We start from the raw sequence: 21,525 nt of genomic DNA on the forward strand, positions 1-21,525 counted from the left end.
GGTGAAATTCTGATATGGAGTTAATGGCATTCATAAACAAAATTAATCAATTAAGCCCATACTAAACTCGTCATAAGGTGCGCCCGTGTCCGTACCCAAAGGCACGATGCTTTCCAGTTGCGAAAGATCCGCTTCCGTCAGCTTAATGGTAGTTGCCGCAAGGTTTTGCTCGAGGTATTTTCTGCGTTTCGTTCCCGGGATCGGTAAAATCCCCTTGCTCATGATCCAGGCCAAAGCCAGCTGCGAAGGAGTAACGTTCTTTGCTTCAGCCATAGCTTCAATCGCCTTAACCAATTCGATATTCTTATTGAACATTTCGCCTTGGAAACGCGGGATCGCTCTGCGGAAATCGTTCTCCGGCAAGTCATTGATGCTTCTGATCTGTCCCGATAAAAACCCACGACCCAATGGTGAGTAAGCTACAAACCCGATACCCAGTTCATTTAACGTTGTTAACACCCCGCGTTCTTCCACCGTTCGTTCAAATAAAGAATACTCGCTTTGTACTGCGGTGATCGGATGTACGGCATGCGCCCGCTTAACTGTTTCAGACGATACTTCCGACAGACCGATATAGCCCACTTTCCCTTCTTTAACCAGCTCGGCCATGGCATTAACCGTTTCCTCGATCGGGGTATTTTTATCAAGTCGATGCAGGTAATACAGATCGATGTAGTCGGTATTGAGGTTCTTTAACGAACGCTCTAAAGATTTCTTTACATAGTCCTTTTTACCATTAATGGCCCAGGTCACTTTATTGTTGTCGTCGATCTCCCAGCCAAACTTGGTGGCCAAAATATACTGATCACGTTTACCGCTGATTGCTTTCGCAATGAGCTGCTCATTTTTCAGCGGCCCATACAAATCCGCAGTGTCCAGAAAATTACCGCCCAACTCGAGTGAGCGGTGAATCGTCGCGATAGCTTCCTGCTCATCCGCAGGGCCGTACATATGTGCTTCTTCAAAGCCTGTCATACCCATACAGCCCAACCCGATCATCGGCACAACCAATCCCTGGCTGCCCAATGCTATTTGTTTTATTTCCATGATCCAAAGATCGGTAAGCCAAGTCACGCGCATGTATGCAAACCCCTGAAGCTTGTAAGCAAATCAAGGAATGATTTTTAAAACGCTATAAACGTTTCGACTTATGCAAGAATCTCACTTACTATGAAATAGAGTTATTTCGATGTTTTGGTAATTGTCCGGCACGCTAAATGTTTGATCGATATTTAATCAGTTCTAATTATAATGAAGATGAAAAAGATATAGCTTAATATCACATGTGTGCCCAACATAGTGTCCAAACACGAATACAGGACCAATATAGCCTACCGTTAGAAACTGAACCTCCTCCATATACCGTTTATCGTACTACTAAAAAAATCGAGCCGCTTTGTAATACTTTCCCATTCCAAAGCTTGATCTTATATAATTACGTATTCTGCTTGCGCTTAACCGCGTTTCTTACATGAACGGCAATAGTAATTTTTACTCATTTTCTAAAAAGGAATAAGCCCAAAATGAGAAAATTGTCGGTTCTTTTCCTGGCAATTGACAAGCCATACTAAAGAATCGCCTTCGTGTTACTTTCATTAAAGTAACTTTGGGATATGTTTTCGCATAAACCCCTTAGTAAGATTTCGTATAGCATGATAAGCTTCGCAGGCTTAATGGTGTTGTTACTTTGTATCTCTTTTGCGATAGCGGTTTATAAACCTCTTAAAAGAAAAACAGTTATTGAAAGGGCAGCAGAAAAAGCAAAAGACTCAATACAAAAATTACCTGTTTTTAGATACGGAGGTAAAAAATAAGTATTGAATTAAGAATCGAACGTCAAAATCATTTATTCGTTGGTAGTTCCGTTACATAGCGTATGTTCCCCTTATGATCAACAACTTGCACCAGTAGTTTCTGAGGTGTAACAGAAAAGAGCATAAAGCCATAATCAGAAAGAGCAAACTTGCTAATGGGTAGCATCTTTACTGGAGTTCTTTCTGAGGCTGCACCGGAAATAAAATGATGAACTTTGTTTTCAGCGATCATGTGTTGCAAACTATGTTCGTGCCCGGCCACATACGCATCGACGTTATACTTTTCGAGTAGTGGTTGCAATACGCTTCTTATGGATCTTGTATCGTGCGATTCCGTTCTTCCTCCTCCTGTAAACATGGGATGATGCCCCACTACAATTTTCCATTTTATGTTTGGTGAAGTTGTAGAAAGTACTTTTTCAAGCCACAGCTTTTGTGCGGTACTGTCTTGGTCATGCACATGATGCCCGTTCCCATTATAGTATCCCTTAATCAAAGGTACTGTATCAATAAATGCAAAGAGTATTTGCTGCGTTGTGTCTCCGTTTATACTTATCTGCTTGCTGTAATAACGTGAAGGCATCCTCCATCTTCGGCTTATTTTCGAGTAGTTGACTTGCGCTTCAGGGTTAGCACCATAGTCATGGTTCCCTAGCACTGGATACCAATCCCATTGAAGAGAGAAGGCGGTATAAATGTCTTCAAACGAATACTTCCATAGTGGATCATATTCGCTTGCTACTCCTAGGGGATAGAAGTTGTCACCAGTGGCAATAATAAAGTCGACACTAGCCTCCGATGCTGTCTTCCCCATCTGTGCCGCTACTTGCTTTTGATGATCTTCACCATTCCGTCCCCAGTCTCCCATCACAATGAAGTTAACTGCCTGTGGATTTGTTTTAAGAGCTGTTCCTTTTCTTTCGGTCGTTTGTGCAGTTAGAATAATACTAATAAGACTTAGAGTTATAGCTACTGTAATTTTTAAAAGTGTCTTAGACATGTTTTTTTATTGATTAAACAGAAAACTAAAAAGCTATAGTAAACGATTTGGTTTACTATAGCTTAAACTATTTTAAAATATTAATAACCTTGATTTTGAACTAAATAGCCTGGGAATTGTGTAGCTGCGTCAATTACTTCCTGTGGAATAGGGAAAATTCTTTTCGTTTTGTCATTGTTAGATTTCTCCGTCCACGTGCCTTCGTATTTTCCAAAACGGATCATATCTGTCCTTCTATGCATCTCCCAGTAGAATTCAAATCCGCGCTCCCGATATAGAAAATCTAAATTCATCTCGCTTAACGCTGGAGGTGGCGTTGTAGCTGTACGTGAAGCCCTTACAAAATTAACATCGGTAAGAGCGGCAGCCACATCGTTATTCTTCCGAAGCATCGCTTCTGCGCGCATCAAATAGATATCTGCAAGTCGAATAATACTAATGTCAGCATCACCTTTATTTCTTCCGTTATCTGATTTTTTACCAAATTCATATTTCAACACTCGATACCCGGTATTATGTTCACTTCCGGTAGGGGTGTAATCCACTTGTTTAGTAAAGTCAACAGGGAGATTGGGTTTATTTCTGGTAACATTGAACAGTTTACCTATTTTAAATGATCCATCCGGACAGGTAACAAACGCTCCCTTTTCTCGGATTAGTCCATATTGCTGACCTCGTAAAATGCCACGGTTCATCTTGTACTGAGCCGCAGTTGCGCATGTCAAATTAGGATCCATATTTTGCTGAAAGAATCTGGGATCCATAGTGGCCGGATCTGCAGGAGCATAGGCTTGTTCCCAGGTGTTATAATAATCCGGAGTTATAGCAGGACCATCCGTGCCATTTGCATTAGGAAAATTAGTGAGAGGGAATTGGTCACCGGAGAGAGAGAAGTAGGCTAAACGATTATGCCCATTTAAATCAGACCGCTGGTCAACAGCAAAAATCAACTCCTTGTTGGTATGATTATCATCATTAAAGATGGAGAAATAATCCGTTGACAATTGATAACTTCCCGAATTGATAATTTTGTTGCAGTACATAATTACCTTATCCATATCTTCGGATGTGAAATTGAAATTATCTGCGTAAGGATTACGGTAGACTGCAGCATTTAAATGGAGACGGGCCAACAAACCCCAAATAGCACCTTGCGTAATTCTTCCTGGTCCAACAGCATTATTTACTTCATTTTCAACTGCTAATAGTTCGCTTTCTATGTAAGTTACAGCCTCGTCGCCTCGTATAATTGTGGCACGCGGACCAGTTGGATTCTCTACATAAACAAGGCCAAACAGATCAAGCGTAAGCATAGAATAGAATGCTCTCATTGCTCTCGTTTCAGCTACATACGTTTTTACGTTAGGGTCATCGAGTAGGGGAAAAGCTTCAAGGGCAGTAAAAGATCTCGATATACTTTGCAGAATATGACTCCAAGTGCTTTTCAGGTTAGGGTCATATGTTGAAAAATTATGCTGGTGCAAGGCAATATAAATTCCGTTATCGCCCCAGTCCGTACCGCCCCGATAAGGAAGAATAGCTTCGTCAGTTGAAATTTCTTGCAGTGCAAAATAATTAGTGTGCCAGTAAATGTCAGGAAGTCTCCCATACACCGCCGCCATATATCCATCTGCAGCTTGCTTATTTGTTAGACTTTTTGGGGAGGTCTCATCTAATACTTCTTCTTCCAGGTCACTACATCCTATCGTGAGGATAAAGAAGACAACGAGTAATAAATATATCTTATTAAATTTCATACGAGCAGTAATTAAAAAGTAACATTTAAACCAAACACAAATGATCTTGCTTTAGGATAACTCAAGTAATCAATGCCATAAGAGTTTACTCCCTTTTCAGCTTTGTCAGTATTAACCTCGGGGTCATAGCCATCATACTTAGTGGTAACAAACAAGTTTTGTCCTGTAGCATAAACTCTTAATGCAGTTACCCATTCGCCAACTCCTAATGATGAAGGGTTAAAGTTGTAACCTAGAGTAAGATTGTTTAATCGCAAATAGGCACCATCTTTAAGGTAACGCGTGGAAAGGTCAGCCTTGTTATTGATGGACTCACTAGCGTATTCTACAGCTTCGGCAGTAGTGTTTAACCCTTTAGAAAGCCTTCCTTTATAAAAAGAGACAAGCGCAGTGTTATCAAAGATCTTATTTCCTGCAACGCCATTAAAGTTAGCTGAAAGGTCAAATCCTTTAAAGCCAACGCGCGCAAAGAAGTTGTACATAGTAGTTGGTAATGCAGTGCCTGCTGTAATCCGATCGTAGTCTGAGATGAATCCGTTTTTATCCTGATCAATAAAAATATTAAGACCATTTTCGTTAATACCGCCGAACTCTCTAAGAAAAAACGTACCTATTGGTTCTCCATTAATGTAACCATTCACTGTAGCAGAAGTAAGTCCTGAACCCGTTGCTGTACCTGAGGTTATAACAGAATAGGGTGAGTCTTCTACTTTGTTTCTTATAAAGGTTGTATTTCCTCCTATACCTAAAGTCAAACCATTGGTTGCTCTGTATTCGTAATTAAGGGATATTTCGAGACCACTATTGGATATGGTCATATCGTCAACGTTAGTCCAGTAATAGAACTCAGGCTGAGGATCTACAGAAGGTACTGACAACAGGATATTATTTGAGACTTTATTGAAAGCATCAATTGATCCTGATAGTGCACCATTAAGTAATCCAAAATCAATTCCAATGTTAGTTTGTGTTGATACTTCCCATTGAATATTAGGGTTTGCAAATCTACTATAGGCCAGCAATGAAGTATAAGCTCCTCCCAGAGGATAACTTGCTCCTGTGGTACCTGAAGACAACGTAGCTGTAAATAACTCCTGTGTAATCTTATTCGGTATCTCCTGATTTCCCGTTTGTCCCCAACCTGCTCTTAATTTTAAGTTGCTCAATGGAGTTGATTGCATAAATGCTTCTTCAGATATTCTCCATCCTAACGAGAACGATGGAAAAACACCATATTTATTATTTGCTCCAAACTTAGTTGATCCATCAGCACGTACCGTTGCAGTTAAAAGGTATTTGTCCCGGAAGGAGTAGTTCATTCTTCCAAAGAAAGATTGTAATTCATTACGTGTAGTTTCTCCGGTAGGTTTGTTGTTAACAAGAGTAAGATCTGTTCCTAGGCTAGGATTATTACGGGGCTCAACATCTGAAATCGGGAACTTGTTAATACTGAATGTTCTCTTTTGAATAAAGAATTTCTGGAATGAATGACCGGCTAATACACTAAAGTTATTATCGTCATTTAACTTGAAATCATAAGTAAGATAATTTTCTATCAGGCTATTGGTATTTTGCCCGAACGTACTTTTAAGGTTTCCATCTTTTAATGGTACCAGGCTCGGTAAGCTTTGTTCATCGCGAACAGAGTTAGCGTTGTCGATACCAAAGTTAAGCTTGTATACTAAACCTTTAATAATTTCAAGTGAGGGGGATATATTACCAATGATGCGATTGGTGGTAGTAATGTCTTTGTTTAAGGCATAAGTAATCAGCGGGTTGTCAGTTCCGGAAGGAAACAGAAACGGCTTGCCATCAGCACCATAAACAGGATACGTAGGATTGGCAGAGATTGCAGTCCCAATAACATTTTCAGCTGATGGTCTGTCATTAATAGTTTGTGTAGCGCTTAGATTAAGGTCGATTTTCAATTTGTCGTTCTGTAATGCCTTTTGAGTAAGGTTGATGCGTCCGCTATATCTCTTCAGGCTGCTATTATGCAAAATACCCTCCTGGTCTTGGAGCCCAAGTGATGCATAATACACTAGCTTGTCAGTGCCCCCACTTAAATTAACATTATGGTTCTGCGTATGCGCTGTTCTGGTAATTTCTTTTTGCCAGTTTGTTGATCCGCCTTGATCATCCAATATGCCACCTACCTCAACTACTTTTGCTCTGTATTCATCAGCATCAAACACAGGTAATTCTCGCGCAAGCGTCGAAATCCCATAGTCCACTGAATATGAAATTGATGACTTTCCCGCCTTTCCTTTTTTAGTTGTAATAAGGATAACACCGTTCGCTCCACGTGTTCCATAGATCGCAGTTGCAGATGCATCCTTCAATACATCAATCGATTCTATATCCTGAGGATTAAGAAAATTTAGTGGATTGGTTGCACCACCGGTGCTTGAGTTATCCAATGCTAAACCATCAACCACAAATAGGGGCGTGCTCCCTGTTCTTATACCTCCTGGCCCTCTTACATTAATGGATTGGTTACTGCCTGGTTCTCCGCTTGCAGACGTAATACTTACACCAGCTACTTTGCCTTGTAGTAGTTGTTCAGGTGAGTTGATGATGCCGCGGTTGAACTCTTCACTTTTTACGGTACCTACAGATCCGGTAACATCTTTTCTCTCTTGTGTGCCGTATCCTACAACTACAACTTCGCTTAAAGATTGTGCGTCTTCTTGTAATTGAATATTAATATTTGATTGATTTCCAACAACCACTTGTTGCGTCACAGTTCCTACGAAACTGAATATCAGTACTGATTGGGTCGATCTTGTTGATATGGTGTAATTTCCATCACTATCACTTACAGTTCCATTGTTCGTTCCTTTTTCAAGTACATTAACACCAGGAAGAGGACTCCCTGTTTGATCTGTCACGCGCCCATTCACAACAACACCTTGTATGGTATTTGCAATTGGATGTGCCGCGTAACTAACGGAAGATGTCACACCTTGAACTGTCAAGGTTAACAGTACAGCGCATTGAATAAAGAAATGCCTCGTACGCTTTTTAAGAAACGGTTCGTAAAATTTTTGCATGATGTCTAATATTTTAAGTGGTTAGGTCTGTTGATTTCGCGCAAAACAAAGATTTTTTTATAGTAAGAAATGAAACAGTCTGTTATCCTTTTATTAAGATATTTGAGAGAGGGTTAGTCAGATCAGGAACTAATGTATTTGATTACTAGGACCACGTTCTGATGAAGAAAGTAGTCATGATAGCCTGATTACATCGATTGTTTTTCGATGCGACTCGAATAGGAACAACAGCCAGACACCGCCGGATTAGAAATAGGAGTGTTAATTAAAGTTAAAAGTTTTGTGAAGTATTTATAATAGCAAAACCATATCTGCTAAGTCTAGGCACGCCTTGCAATAATACTGTTGCCCAGGCGCTAAATGTCGCTAATCATCATTACCCTGCTTCAATTTTAATGATCTCTCATTAATCACTGTTTGAACTTCAAATCAGGGCATTAAGTAAAAGCAATTCACCTACTGTAGCTTACAGCAAAATTCAACGACCTTAGATTAAGGATAGACAGTATAAAGGAGGTTAAAATGATCATTGAACGAAACAAATTACCATTTATAAATATCTTCGTTAAAAAGCGGTAAGAATGTCCTAACTTTCGCGAAAATTCCCACTTGTTGATGAGTAAGCTGTTGTTCGTTAGCCTGGTCTTTTTCACTACTCTTTGTTACGGCCAGGAATGCAGTGATGTTATCAATGCCATTAAGTCAAGAGAGGTTGAACAACTTCTCGAGCGGTTAAGTAAAAAAACACCGCAGGTCGGCGAGCGACTCTTTAATTCCTGCTTATCAGATGATGACCTGCCACTGTGCGAGCGCGTTACCATTACACGGATATACAGTAACCTGCAATTAATTCATAAGCTTCCTATTTCTTCAATCGAAAAAGCAAAGCAAGCCCTTGATCTTAATAAACTTTGTAAATCTGCCGAAGAGGAGGTTGAAATAAACTTGTTATTAGGCGAGATTTATAAATCACAAGGAGAACTTGAAACCTCACTGCAATATTATCTTACAGCTCGGTGGCTTTCAGAAAACTTGGAAACTTCGTACACTACTTTTCTCATTCATAACAATGCGGCACTGCTTCAATTCCAGGCTGGTAACTATACAGAGGCTATCGGATTACTGAGAACAGCACATCACATCTTTGAAATGCATCCGCAACTATTTGATACCAAAAAGAAGAAGTTTACCGTGATGGACAGCTATAACACACTTGCACTTAGTTATAGAAATATTTCTGAATACGATTTTTCAATTAAATACTTTAAGAAAGCCCATGCAATAGCTGTCGCGATTGGAGATGAATTTTGGCAAGCACTGACACACGGAAATATAGGAACTGTGTACTTTAAACAATCCCGGTATGATTCTGCCAAATACTATATACAGATAGATGCAAAGATAAGCCGAAAACATAAGGAATGGGCAAGTCTTATTAATTCTTACGATATCCTTGGAACAATTGCTGAATACGAGAATGATAACGCAAAAGCTGAACGTTACTATGATAGCATAGGTAATTTGCTTCTCGCTTTTCCTACCACCAATTATCCCAGATATTATAGGAAATTGTCAGAAATAAATTATAGAAGGAAAGACTATAAAAGAGCCAATGACTACTTTAAAATATATCACAACCAAACAGACTCAATAGGTAAACTCGAAGCTTCTAAGAATCTTTCTTTAATACAGCAGAAATATGATTTTGATAAGAAGCTGGCAGAGCTTGAGTTGATTAAGAAAGATAATCAGCTAAAAGAAAAAGAAATATCGGTTCAGCGTGGTCTTCTCTTTGGTACTATTTCAACCGTACTTCTGTTATTTGTTCTCATCTACCTTGTTGTTAGAAGATATAATCAGAAGAGAAGAATAGAAAAGCTCCTGCAGCAACAAATTGAAGAGAGAACAAGGGAACTTACAGAGCTTAACCTCGAACTCGATACTTTTCTTTACCGTGCTTCTCACGATTTTCGTGGACCGCTATCAACAATAATGGGCCTTAATCACCTTGGCCTTATGACAATTAAAGACCCTGATGGACATGAGATCATTAAAAGGGTGGGAGAGGTAGCACGTATCATGGACAAGATGTTAGGTAAGATTGCATCAATACACATCATTAATAGGGAGGTGGGCAGTATTTCAGAGATTCCTTTGTTTTTTCATTTTCAAGATATCATTGAGAATTTAAATTTAAGCGATGAATTGAATTCTATTCAAAACGCTGTCGCACATGATCTGGTAATAAGAACGGATTACAGGCTTTTAAAGATAGCGTTAGAGAATATATTGGAAAACGCAGTTAAGTTCAGAAATTATGGTTCAGATCTTCATGTAAATATCACCGCAAGCTTAGTCGCTACTAATAAAGTGCTGATACAAATATCAGATAATGGTAAGGGTATCGATGCCACATTCCTCCAAAATATATTTCAACCCTTTTACAAAGGGGAACATGCACAAGGAAATGGTTTGGGGCTGTTTCTCGTTAAGAAGTGTATTGAAAAAATAAAAGGAGACATTACAATTGAATCTAAAGTAAGAGTAGGTACCACAGTTAAAATTTGGGTTCCTCATCTTCATTCTCCGGTGGAGAAAGCCCAGGCATTTCAAAAAGAATCGTATCTGCCGTTACTTAAACGAATTTATCAAAATAAATAACCAGTCCTCCTTTTTTGTTTACAAGCTCAAATCCAGTATTCTTACTGATCTTATTAGATTGACAAATTTTCTATATTCAGTTTTTGTTTACCTATGAACGGATCCACTGCGGTTACCGCAATCAATAATCCTAAGACAATCAGAGCCTGGTATATGTATGATTGGGCTAATTCAGTTTACTCCCTTGTTATTACTTCGGCTATTTTTCCTGTTTACTATAAGGCAGTAGCAAAAACAAACGGATCTGATGATGTAAGTTTCTTTGGTATCATTATTAAGAACTCTTCTCTATACTCCTATGCCTTATCCTTTTCTTTCCTCATCGTAGCATTGATACTGCCATTATTATCAGGAATGGCCGACTACACCGGAAATAAAAAGGCATATATGAAAATGTTTATGTGGCTTGGCTCACTTTCTTGTATGGGCCTTTATTTCTTTAACGATGTTTCCATGTTAGAATGGGGAATCCTTTGTTCCGTTCTTGCAAGTATAGGTTACTCCGGTAGCCTGGTGTTTTACGATGCTTTTCTACCAGAAATTGTTACGGAAGACAGATATGATACCACCAGTGCCAGAGGTTTTTCAATGGGATATTACGGCAGTATTGTCCTTATGGTCGTATGTCTGATCCTTATTCTTAACCATGGATCCTTTGGTTTTGAGGACGAAGGAGCTGCTACCCGGTTTTCATTTCTGCTTGTTGGCACATGGTGGATTGGCTTTTCATTCATCCCCTTTAGCCTGCTACCCAATAATCCTTATAATCGAAGGCCAGCTGGAAGAGTGTTTACAAAAGGGTATGAAGAGATAAGAAAGGTCTGGATCAGTTTGCGTGAACAACAGGACTTAAAGCGATATCTCATTGCTTTCTTCTTCTATAACATGGGCGTACAAACTGTCATGTATTTGGCTGCCCTTTTTGGTACTGACGTACTCTTCCTTGAAAGCAGTAAGCTCATACAGACAGTATTGCTGATTCAGCTTGTAGGATCGATAGGTGCATGGCTTTTCGCAAGTGTATCAAAATCAAAAGGAAATATGTTTGCGCTTTATATAATGATTTCTATCTGGATTATCATTTGTGTGGCAGCGTATTTTGTTACTAATGAATATCACTTCTATGCCCTAGCATTTGTTGTGGGAATGGTAATGGGAGGCATTCAGGCATTATCACGAGCCACTTATGCTAAGCTTATTCCGTCGAATACAATTGATCATGCTTCGTATTTCAGCTTTTACGATGTAACGTTTAACCTATCTATCGTGTTCGGAACATTTTCTTATGGTTTTATAGATCAGATTACCCACAGTATGCGATACAGTGCCTTAGCACTTGGAGTTTACTTTATCGTAGGTGGGATTATACTATCAACAGTAAAAGCCAGACAAATCAGAGAAGCTAACAGTATAAGATAACGAAAGCACTCAGGGAATAATTAATACCTGAGATGCTTTACAGTTAGTCCCTGATTGATAAGTTGTTTTAGAGAATCAATGCCAATTCTAAGATGCCGCTCAACATACGTCTGTGTTACAGTAAGGTCACTGGCTTCGGTTTTAACACCTTCTGGCACCATTGGCTGATCAGAAACAAGTAATAATGCACCTGTAGGAATTTTGTTGTGAAACGCTGTCGAGAATATCGTAGCAGTTTCCATGTCAATAGCTTGCGCGCGAATCTTTTTCAGATATTCTTTGAAGTCTTCATCCCATTCCCAAACCCGACGATTCGTTGTGTAGACAGTGCCTGTCCAATAGTCCTGGTTATAATCACGAATAGTTGTAGAAATGGCTTTCTGAAGTGCAAAGGCTGGAAGTGCTGGTACTTCCGGAGGAAAGTAATCGTTAGAAGTTCCCTCGCCACGAATAGCAGCAATAGGAAGAATAAGATCGCCTAAATGATTTTTCTTTAGACCCCCGCATTTGCCAAGAAACAGTGCAGCCTTAGGGGCAATAGCACTGAGGCAATCCATAATTGTAGCTGCATTGGGGCTGCCCATACCAAAATTAATGATGGTAATGCCTTCTGCCGTAGCACTTCGCATAGCTCTGTCTAATCCATTAACAGGAACGTTATGCCATTCAGCAAATGCCTTTACGTAGTTATCGAAGTTTGTTAATAAAATATATTGTCCAAAGTTCTTTAAAGGTTGGCCTGTGTATCGTGGGAGCCAATTTTCAACAATTTCCTGTTTCGTTTTCATAGTTTCGGTAATTTGTAACCGTAATGTATAAGCTCAATCTTCCTCAATACGAGTATAATGTTAAAAAAGCTGATGGCAAAGTATGGATTTTTGATGTGATCAGAAAAAAATACATTGTTCTTACCCCGGAGGAGTGGGTTAGGCAACACTTTGTTCATTATCTTATTCAACACCTCCACTACCCAAAATCTTTGATAAAGGTAGAAGGTGGCCTCAGTTATAATCAGCTTAAGAAGCGCTCAGATATCGTTGTCTTTGATCGTGAAGGGCAACCATGGATGGTTGTAGAATGTAAATCACCGGAAATCAAAATCACGGCAGCTAGTTCACATCAGGCATCTGTCTATAATGCTTCCTTAAAAGCAAAGTACATAACAGTCAGCAATGGATTGGTCCACTTCTGTTCCCTTGTAGACTGGCAACAAGGTAAAACCGAGTTACTAACTACCATACCTTCTTATGGTAGTTAGTAATTTAAGTAAGATTATAAATACTTTTTAACGTCTGTATATGGAAGATTAAAAGCATCTGCTACTGCTTTATAAACAATATCTCCATTAACAACATTCAAACCATTTCTTAGTTCAGCACTTTCACTACATGCTTTTTTCCATCCCTTATTAGCTAGTCGTACAGCATAAGGTAGGGTTGCGTTAGTAAGGGCTAACGTAGAAGTGTAAGGAACGGCTCCTGGCATGTTAGCAACGCAATAATGAACTACATCATCAATAATAAATGTAGGATCTTCATGTGTAGTAGGTTTGCATGTTTCAATACATCCTCCCTGGTCAACAGCAACATCAACCAGCACCGTTCCTGGTCTCATTGTTTTAAGCATGTCGCGCGTAATTAACTTAGGTGCTTTCGCTCCAGGAATTAGAACACCGCCAATAATCAAATCATGATCTTTAACAAGCTCACGCACATTATAATCATTGGAGATCATGGTGTGCACGTTCTTTGGCATCACATCATCCAAATACCGCAACCTGTCAAGGTTAATATCCATTATGGTTACATCTGCTCCCATACCGGCGGCAATTTTTGCAGCGTTGGTTCCAACTACTCCACCACCAAGAACAAGTACTTTTGCGGGCTTAACTCCAGGAACACCTCCAAGGAGAATACCTCTTCCTTTTAAAGGCTTCTCAAGATATTTTGCTCCTTCCTGTATTGACATTCTTCCTGCTACCTCAGACATAGGAATAAGCAATGGCAAACTTCTGTCACTTCTTTCTACGGTTTCATAAGCAAGGCAAGTAGCACCGCTTTCAACCATAGCGTTCGTTAAAGGTTCATAAGAAGCAAAATGGAAATAAGTGAAGATAAGTTGATCTTTTCTGATTAGTTTATATTCTTGCTCAATTGGCTCTTTTACCTTAATGATCATTTCTGCTTTCGCAAAAACTTCTGCTGCATTATTAATGATTTGTGCTCCGGCAAGCGTATACTGTTCATCGGAAAAACCACTGCCTGCACCTGCCATTGATTGAACAAAAACTGTATGTCCGTTTTTCACGAGCTCTTGCGTACCTGCAGGTGTAAGTGCTACGCGGTTTTCATTATTCTTTATTTCTTTAGGAACACCAATGATCATAATAACAAGCGTTTTAGTGGCCGCAAATATAGGATTTTGCATCTACGTTTGTTAGCGGCTTTTAAGAACTTATTATATTCAAAATAATAAAGTGTGTTTGTGTTTTACAGTTCAAAAAAATTCCGGAAGCCAGCGGTATGGTATATTAATATTTGGATGGTAAATTGGTTTTTGAAAGCAGACACGTAATGTCTATTTTTGAAGTGGTGTAAACGTTTTAAATCTTAAATAGCTCATAGTGATAAAAGAAGCCAAAACGAAGTTTTCTCAAGCGAAAGTTAAAGAAATACTTAACGATTACCGACTAGCTGTCGAAAGTCGTGAAGCAAGTCTTTTAGGTAGGAAAGAAGTATTTATGGGAAAAGCCAAGTTTGGCATTTTTGGTGACGGTAAGGAACTAGCTCAGATAGCCATGGCCAAAGTGTTTCGTCCGGGAGATTTTAGATCAGGTTATTACAGAGATCAAACTTTTATGTTTGCTATTGGCGAACTTACTGTTCAGCAATACTTCGCACAACTATATGCACATACCAATGTTGAAGCAGATCCTGCTTCAGCAGGTCGTCTTATGACAGGCCACTATGCAACGCGCATGCTTGATGAGAATGGAAAGTTTAAAAGACTTTCTGAGTTGAAGAATAGTAGTGCCGATATCTCGCCTACTGCAGGACAAATGCCTCGGCTTCTTGGATTAGCTTATGCTTCAAAATTATTTCGTGAAAATCCTTCTCTTCATAGTTATAGCGATCTCTCTGTAAAGGGTAGTGAGGTTGCCTTCGGTACCATTGGTAATGCATCTACTTCAGAAGGCATGTTCTTCGAAGCTTTAAATGCGGCAGGAGTTCTTCAGGTACCTATGCTCATGTCAGTTTGGGATGATGGCTATGGCATTTCAGTGCCGCAGGAATATCACACTACCAAGTCAAGTATATCAAAAGCCTTGGCTGGCATGCAACGTACTGCTACAGAAAAGGGCATTGAAATAATTATCGCGAAGGGATGGGATTATCCTGAGCTGATAGATGCGTATCAACGTGCAGAAAAAATATGTCGCGAGGAACATGTGCCTGTACTTTTGCATGTTGTTGAAATGACACAGCCTCAAGGGCATTCGACCTCTGGTTCTCATGAAAGGTATAAATCAAAAGAACGCCTTGAATGGGAAGCTGAATTTGATCCTATTCGTAAAATGAGAGAATGGATCGTTAATGAAGTGATGATTTTGCCAGAGGAAGTTGATAGCATAGAGAAGGAAGCAAAGCTTGCTGCAAAGCAGGCGAAAGATCGGGCGTGGAAGGCATTTACTGAAGATATTAAGAAGGATCAGAACTATGTGATTAAGCTGCTTACACAGGCAGAAAAAGAATCTCAACACGGTGCCTCCATTGAAGAGGTACTCGTAGATCTTATAAAGGCAATTAATCCAACCCGTTTAGAAACTATGCGGGCTGCAAAAAGGGCCTTGCGTATACTTCGTGAAGAAAATCTTGATGCAAAAGCTAAACTTATTGAGTGGGTTAAGAATGCCGAATCAGATAATCATAATCGTTACAGCTCACATCTATATAGCGAAAGTGATGAGTCCGCATTAAAGGTAGAACGTATCGACCCGGTATATTCTGATGACTCTTCTATTGTTGATGGGAGAGAAGTATTACAACAATGTTTTGATGCTGCTTTATCAAGAGATCCACGGGTGCTTGCCTTTGGTGAGGATGTGGGAAAGATCGGAGACGTTAATCAAGGCTTTGCAGGATTGCAGCAGAAACATGGCGAATACAGGGTCACTGATACAAGTATCCGTGAATGTACAATTGCAGGACAGGGCATAGGGCTCGCTCTGCGCGGCTTAAGACCTATTGCAGAAATTCAGTATTTGGATTACTTCATCTATGCACTGCAAACTTTATCTGATGACCTCGCTACGCTTCATTATCGTACTAAAGGAGGACAAAAGGCTCCCTTGATTATCAGAACACGCGGACATCGGTTAGAAGGTGTTTGGCATGCTGGTTCTCCAATTGGAATGATACTCCATAGTCTTCGGGGTATTTATCTCCTGGTGCCCCGTAATATGACTCAGGCTGCTGGGTTTTATAATACTATGCTTAAGTCTGATGATCCGGCCATTATTATAGAATGCTTGAATGGATACCGATTAAAAGAAAGACTTCCTGATAACATTGGTGAATTTACTGTTCCTCTTGGTGTTCCTGAAATATTGCGGGAGGGAACCGATGTTACGATAGTTACTTACGGCTCTATGTGTAGGGTTGTAATGGAAGCTGCTGAGGTACTGGAACAGGCTGGCATCTTGGCGGAGGTAATTGATGTACAAACACTCTTGCCTTTTGATATTCATCATATTATTCTTGACTCTTTAAAGAAGACAAACCGTATTGTGTTTGCTGATGAAGATGTGCCAGGAGGAGCAACGTCATACATGATGCAGCAGGTTTTGGAAAATCAAAATGGTTATCAGTATTTGGACTCAAAACCTGTTACTATAACCGCAAAGGAACATCGCCCAGCCTATGCTTCCGATGGTGATTATTTCTCTAAACCAAACGTTGAAGAAGTATTTGAAAAGGTGTATGACCTTTTGAGAGAAGCTTATCCTGATAAATTTCCTTCAATATATTAAGAAAAAATAGAGGAATTCGATCCCATTCCTCTATCTATTTCTATTATTAGCCAATAGTAATTTATCTATTCTAACAGCCCCGTCCTCGAATACTCTCGAGGGTAAACTCAGGTGTTTCTATAACATTACTTCGGTTCAAATCCCGGTCTTTAACTTGAATTCTCAGTTTAAGTACTCTTATACTAAACTTTACCTGAAACCCTTGAGAATACATGCCATAACGTAAAGTGCCTTCAAGCGCTGAGGTTTTATCAGATAGAACAGGAAAACGTCCGTCGAATGTTGTACAGTTCTCTTTCCACCAATCATATTCAACAAAACCCTGTGTATCGGCATTCGGGTTACCCGGATCTTTATAAAGGAAATCTACTTCAATATTGTAGTGATCCGGATTTCTTTCAAAATAGACCTCATCAGAGATTACATACACAGGTGGAAAGTTAGGATTACGCATAGTATCGACAACTCTGTAACTTTCATCTATTATACCTTTATGTTCCTCGCTTAAATAAAGTTGGCTTTGTGTGTAGTAAGTACAAGAGGAGGCTGGTAGATTTCCAAAACCTGGTTTTTCTCTTGTTCTAGAAGTTACGAGCTTTCCGGTTCCTGTTGGCTCAAGAAACGCGGGCAGATCCGTATATCGTTTTCTGGTACCTATTTTTACCAGCTGCCCGTTGGCTCCTTCCTGGAAATAAAATGCTTCATTAAAAGGGGCTTCGACACCTTCAGCTGTTTCAGCTAATCCTAAATTTCCATCACCATCCTTAAAATTAAGATAGATTATTAATGAATCAGTGTCTTGACCCGTATAAAACCCTATACATTCATATTCAATGCTCGGTATTACAGGATATTCGGGTGGGTCAAAACATGATCCAAACAGAATGGAGAAAAAAGATAATAAGATTAAGCTCTTAACTAGCTTCATGTTGCTATTTTAACGTCAAATTAAGTAACGCTTGGATACTTTCGAAAGTTTTAGGGCAGAATTATACGATCATAACGATCTCGCTTTTGAAAATATTGCGCTAACGCTGTTTAGGTTTCAGGCTTCGTCCAATACAATTTACAAAGCTTATATTGATAACCTAGGTGTATCAGTTAATCAGATAACTTCTGTTAACGAAATACCCTTTATGCCTATTTCTTTCTTTAAGAATCATACTATAAAAACCGGTACCTGGAATGATGCAGCAATATTTACAAGCAGTGGTACTACCGGTAGTACAACAAGTATCCACCATATTCAAGATCTTGACTTTTACCTTAATCATGCTGAACAATGTTTTATCAAGGCTTTTGGAGAGCTCTCTGATTATCATTTTTTAGCCTTGCTGCCTTCATATCTGGAGCGTTCTAACTCCTCCCTGGTAGCGATGTTGCAGCATTTTATCAAAAAGAGTGCTTCTCCTTATTCCGGATTTTATCTCCATGATAAAGAAAAACTGCTGCGTGATATTAATACGTTGAAGACTGACTCCAGAAAAACTATTCTTTGGGGAGTAACTTTTGCGTTACTCGATCTAGCGGAACATGAGCAACCTGACTTAAGTAATTGCTTGATATTTGAAACAGGAGGTATGAAGGGTAGAAGGAAAGAGATTACGCGGCAGGAACTTCATAAAACGCTTAGAAATGGTCTTAATGCTAATAAAATATACTCTGAATATGGAATGACTGAATTGCTCTCTCAGGCATATTCTGACGGCTCAGAACGATTCTATTGTAATCCATGGATAAGAATTATTGGTCGTGAAATAACAGATCCTTTTCATAAAGGAATATTAGATCAGACTTCCGCCATTAACGTCGTAGATTTGGCTAATGTGCATTCTATCGCCTTTATTGAAACAGAAGATTTAGGTAAGGTTTATGAAGATGGATCTTTTGAAATTTTAGGAAGAATGGATAATAGTGACGTACGAGGGTGCAATTTAATGGTAGGATGACCAAAAACCGCCATTTAACCGGGCATAGAGATTGCTGCTTAACTTGTTTAGTAAAATAAAGAATTATATTTTTGTTATAATCAAAGCCAACTCCATGAAAAAGGTTCTATTATTTATCGCCATTGCGGGCTTTTTATCAGCTTGTAGCCAGTATACTTGCCCTACTTATAGTAAGAAAGAAGCCCCTAAAAGAGAGGCTTCTGAAAGAAGGATCTAATATCACAGGTACTTTTCAACATCTTGTGGCGTAATTTCCTCGCCACTCATAATCACAAGACGTTCTACTACGTTTCGCAACTCGCGGATGTTACCCGTCCAGTTGTGATCTTTTAGAGCGTTCAGCGCTTTTTCATTTATCGACTTCTTCTTCGAACCATGTTCCTCTGCGATATCATCCAGAAATTTGTCTACAAGAAGGGGAATGTCTTCTTTGCGATCATTTAAAGACGGCACTTTTACAACGATTACCCCGAGTCGGTGATATAAATCTTCCCTGAATCGGTTTTCTTCAATCTCCTTCTTTAAGTTCTTATTAGTAGCAGCAAGTACCCTCACATTAACGGGTATCTCCTTATCACCACCCACCCGGGTAATCTTATTCTCCTGAAGAGCCCTCAGTACTTTTGCTTGTGCTGAAAGACTCATATCTCCAATTTCGTCGAGAAACAAAGTTCCACCTTCTGCCAGTTCAAATTTGCCAAGGCGTTGTTTGATTGCTGAAGTAAATGAGCCTTTCTCATGACCGAAGAGTTCACTTTCAATTAATTCAGAAGGAATGGCAGCACAATTTACTTCCACCAGAGGTCCATTAAAGCGTTTACTTTTTTCATGAATTGCCTTCGCAACGAGCTCCTTTCCTGATCCGTTAGGACCGATTATCAGAACACGCGCATCAGTAGGTCCTACCTTCCCTATCATTTCTTTCATCTGAAGCATAGGCTCGGATTCTCCAACCATTTCAAATTTTCTCGAAACCTTTTTTCGAAGGCTCTTCGTTTCCTTGATCAAGGTTGTTTTATCTAAAGCATTCCTTAGCGTTATTTCTAATCTTCCCAGATCAAAAGGTTTTTGTAAAAAGTCAAACGCTCCTTTTTTAACCGCTTCTACAGCTATATCAATATTGCCGTGAGCAGATATAATAATAAAATTGGTTGAGATCCCCTCTTCTTTTGCTTTGTCTAGAACCTCAAGACCATCCATTTTTGGCATCTTAATATCACAAATGCATAAATCATAGATTCCTTGTTCCAGTTTTTTATATCCCTCTACACCATCTGCGGCTTCGTCAACATCGTGATTTTTATCCTGCAAAATCTCTTTTAGAATCGCACGGATTTTATTGTCATCTTCAATTACAAGTATCTTTGACATCTTATGATAATTAATAAAGCGTAAAATAGAAAAACCTTTCACGTTTTCAGAGCATGAAAGGTTTGATTAATAAATAAAAGTAAGTTTATAAGCCGGGTTCTGTTTCTCTTCTAATGAAGAGCTCTTATCATTTATCTGGTCCTGGTTTCGCAACGAGGATCAATCAGTCTACCCGCTCCGGTATACTGCAAGCAGTATCTGAACGAGCAATCCATTAACCGGAGCCTATTTGACCTTTCAACTCGTAAGGTTTACCATGCCCCTGATATTACTACCAGGGCGGTGAGCTCTTACCTCACCTTTTCACCTTTTCCTCCTTCGAACAAGTCAAAGCAGGTAGTTTGTTTTCTGCGGCACTTTCTGTTCCTGACTAAACAGGACCTTCCCGTTAGGAAGTACGACGCTCTGTGTTGCCCGGACTTTCCTCCCTCTGAGTTCTCAAAGGGCGATAAGACAACTTACTGCATACAAAACTAAGTTAAATTGGCCACTTATCTATCTGTCTGACTTCCGTATTTCCTCAATATCCCTTTGGAAGACTGAAATCGTTTCGAGATTACACGTTGGACAATAACTAAAAGTATAGGGCACGAAATGTTGTTCCGTTGTTTGAAAAGGAAAATGCGGGAGCCGGAAGTTTAATGATATTGGCGAAAAAGAGGAGCGTGTTAACAACTTTTGATTTTGATTTAATAGACTTCAAATCAAAATCCAGCGATAAGTAGTATTGTCTGTAAGCACGATAGCCTTGCAGCCTGTTTTGAAGATCACGGGCATATACCATTCCTTCAGCTCCATAACCAGCAGCAAGGTTTAGCCACTTGGGAAATTGTATGAATTTATCGATGTCAAAAGAAAGCCAGTATGTTTGTCCATTGTAATCTTTAAGAACCTGGCTTAAATAGCTATCCCCCAATGTATTGGGGCGGATAGAAGCATACCTTGTAGTGTGAAAAGAGAATTTTGGGAAGATCCTTGGTTCATTCCATAACTTCTTCTGTCCGAGGTATAATAAAGAACCACCTGCATCAGCAATTAAATCGCCAGTAGAGGCGCCATATGCTTCTGAGAAACCATCAAAAATCTCAATAGGTACAAGCAAAAGAAAACCAAGGGAAGCACCTACAAGATCGCATTTTTTTTCCGGCATTTGGGTCCATTGCAATGCTTTCGATGCCCCATAGCTTAAGTAAAATGAACTTAATGCATGGCCTATTTTATCGATCTGCTTCCATTCCCGATTGTCGTTAAAAAAACGGAATGACTGTTGTTCAGAATCCTTGTACCATAAGTGGTAAAGGCCCGCCATGGATACGGTGTAAGTAGACGTTGAAACCCATGCTAAGGTACTAAGCCGTTTTTTTGGAATAGCAGGAGAGGCAGTAGAATAAGTAGAATCAGGTACTTGTCCGTATATAGGAATATAAGGTAATAGTGTTAATAGTAGAATTGACAGTATAGATGCTTTCATT

General features: G+C 39.4%; 14 protein-coding genes and 1 other RNA gene. 5 read left to right on the forward strand and 10 right to left on the reverse strand.

Going from position 1 to position 21,525, the window contains the following annotated elements:
• Positions 1 to 42: 42 nt before the first annotated feature.
• From KK060_RS09320 to KK060_RS09335, 4 genes are all read right to left on the reverse strand, one after another.
• Positions 43 to 1,047 carry an aldo/keto reductase gene (locus KK060_RS09320; RefSeq protein ID WP_302180043.1) on the reverse strand — a complete coding sequence of 335 codons (1,005 nt, stop codon included), beginning with the start codon at positions 1,045 to 1,047 and terminating at the stop codon, positions 43 to 45.
• 795 nt (positions 1,048 to 1,842) lie between these two features.
• Complete coding sequence (locus KK060_RS09325; protein WP_254153448.1) at positions 1,843 to 2,814, reverse strand: purple acid phosphatase family protein; 972 nt, start codon at positions 2,812 to 2,814, stop codon at positions 1,843 to 1,845.
• 80 nt (positions 2,815 to 2,894) lie between these two features.
• The gene (locus KK060_RS09330; RefSeq protein WP_254153449.1) at positions 2,895 to 4,571 is read right to left on the reverse strand and encodes a RagB/SusD family nutrient uptake outer membrane protein; all 1,677 of its coding nucleotides are present in this window, start codon (positions 4,569 to 4,571) and stop codon (positions 2,895 to 2,897) included.
• 11 nt (positions 4,572 to 4,582) lie between these two features.
• Positions 4,583 to 7,624, reverse strand: a complete 3,042-nt coding sequence (locus tag KK060_RS09335) for a SusC/RagA family TonB-linked outer membrane protein (RefSeq protein WP_254153450.1) — start codon at positions 7,622 to 7,624, stop codon at positions 4,583 to 4,585.
• 615 nt (positions 7,625 to 8,239) lie between these two features.
• On the opposite strand from KK060_RS09335, the gene KK060_RS09340 reads away from it, so the two are divergent.
• Both KK060_RS09340 and KK060_RS09345 read left to right on the forward strand, forming a co-directional pair.
• Positions 8,240 to 10,285 carry a tetratricopeptide repeat-containing sensor histidine kinase gene (locus tag KK060_RS09340; RefSeq protein ID WP_254153451.1) on the forward strand — a complete coding sequence of 682 codons (2,046 nt, stop codon included), beginning with the start codon at positions 8,240 to 8,242 and terminating at the stop codon, positions 10,283 to 10,285.
• A 93-nt stretch (positions 10,286 to 10,378) separates the two neighbouring features.
• Positions 10,379 to 11,704: an MFS transporter gene (locus KK060_RS09345; RefSeq protein WP_254153452.1), complete on the forward strand. Its 1,326-nt coding sequence runs from the start codon at positions 10,379 to 10,381 to the stop codon at positions 11,702 to 11,704.
• A 20-nt stretch (positions 11,705 to 11,724) separates the two neighbouring features.
• Here the strand turns inward: KK060_RS09345 and KK060_RS09350 are convergent, their stop codons facing one another.
• Positions 11,725 to 12,492 (reverse strand): AMP nucleosidase, encoded by a 768-nt coding sequence (locus KK060_RS09350; RefSeq protein ID WP_254153453.1) that lies wholly within the window; start codon positions 12,490 to 12,492, stop codon positions 11,725 to 11,727.
• Between the two features lie 23 nt (positions 12,493 to 12,515).
• Here KK060_RS09350 and KK060_RS09355 point away from each other — a divergent pair, with 23 nt between their 5' ends.
• On the forward strand, positions 12,516 to 12,962 hold the full coding sequence (locus tag KK060_RS09355) for a type I restriction enzyme HsdR N-terminal domain-containing protein (protein WP_254153454.1): 447 nt from the start codon (positions 12,516 to 12,518) through the stop codon (positions 12,960 to 12,962).
• 14 nt (positions 12,963 to 12,976) lie between these two features.
• Here the strand turns inward: KK060_RS09355 and ald are convergent, their stop codons facing one another.
• Positions 12,977 to 14,089, reverse strand: coding sequence for an alanine dehydrogenase (ald, locus tag KK060_RS09360; RefSeq protein WP_254153524.1), 1,113 nt, complete (start codon positions 14,087 to 14,089; stop codon positions 12,977 to 12,979).
• 241 nt (positions 14,090 to 14,330) lie between these two features.
• Here ald and KK060_RS09365 point away from each other — a divergent pair, with 241 nt between their 5' ends.
• Positions 14,331 to 16,733 (forward strand): alpha-ketoacid dehydrogenase subunit alpha/beta, encoded by a 2,403-nt coding sequence (locus tag KK060_RS09365; RefSeq protein WP_437124575.1) that lies wholly within the window; start codon positions 14,331 to 14,333, stop codon positions 16,731 to 16,733.
• Between the two features lie 70 nt (positions 16,734 to 16,803).
• Here the strand turns inward: KK060_RS09365 and KK060_RS09370 are convergent, their stop codons facing one another.
• Entirely contained in the window at positions 16,804 to 17,661 is an 858-nt protein-coding gene (locus KK060_RS09370; RefSeq protein WP_254153456.1) for a hypothetical protein, read from the reverse strand.
• Between the two features lie 31 nt (positions 17,662 to 17,692).
• On the opposite strand from KK060_RS09370, the gene KK060_RS09375 reads away from it, so the two are divergent.
• Positions 17,693 to 18,682, forward strand: coding sequence for an acyl transferase (locus tag KK060_RS09375; protein ID WP_254153457.1), 990 nt, complete (start codon positions 17,693 to 17,695; stop codon positions 18,680 to 18,682).
• Positions 18,683 to 18,901: 219 nt separating this feature from the next.
• Here KK060_RS09375 and KK060_RS09380 read toward each other — a convergent pair whose 3' ends face one another.
• The 3 genes from KK060_RS09380 to KK060_RS09390 all read right to left on the reverse strand — a co-directional run bounded on the left by KK060_RS09380 (position 18,902) and on the right by KK060_RS09390 (position 21,524).
• Positions 18,902 to 20,053, reverse strand: coding sequence for a sigma-54-dependent transcriptional regulator (locus KK060_RS09380; protein WP_254153458.1), 1,152 nt, complete (start codon positions 20,051 to 20,053; stop codon positions 18,902 to 18,904).
• Between the two features lie 72 nt (positions 20,054 to 20,125).
• Positions 20,126 to 20,518, reverse strand: an RNA gene (gene rnpB, locus KK060_RS09385) — RNase P RNA component class A.
• Between the two features lie 109 nt (positions 20,519 to 20,627).
• Complete coding sequence (locus KK060_RS09390; protein WP_254153459.1) at positions 20,628 to 21,524, reverse strand: DUF2279 domain-containing protein; 897 nt, start codon at positions 21,522 to 21,524, stop codon at positions 20,628 to 20,630.
• Position 21,525: the final 1 nt, after the last annotated feature.

This window comes from Chryseosolibacter indicum, assembly GCF_018598585.1.
Classification (GTDB): Bacteria; Bacteroidota; Bacteroidia; order Cytophagales; family Cyclobacteriaceae; genus Chryseosolibacter; species Chryseosolibacter indicus.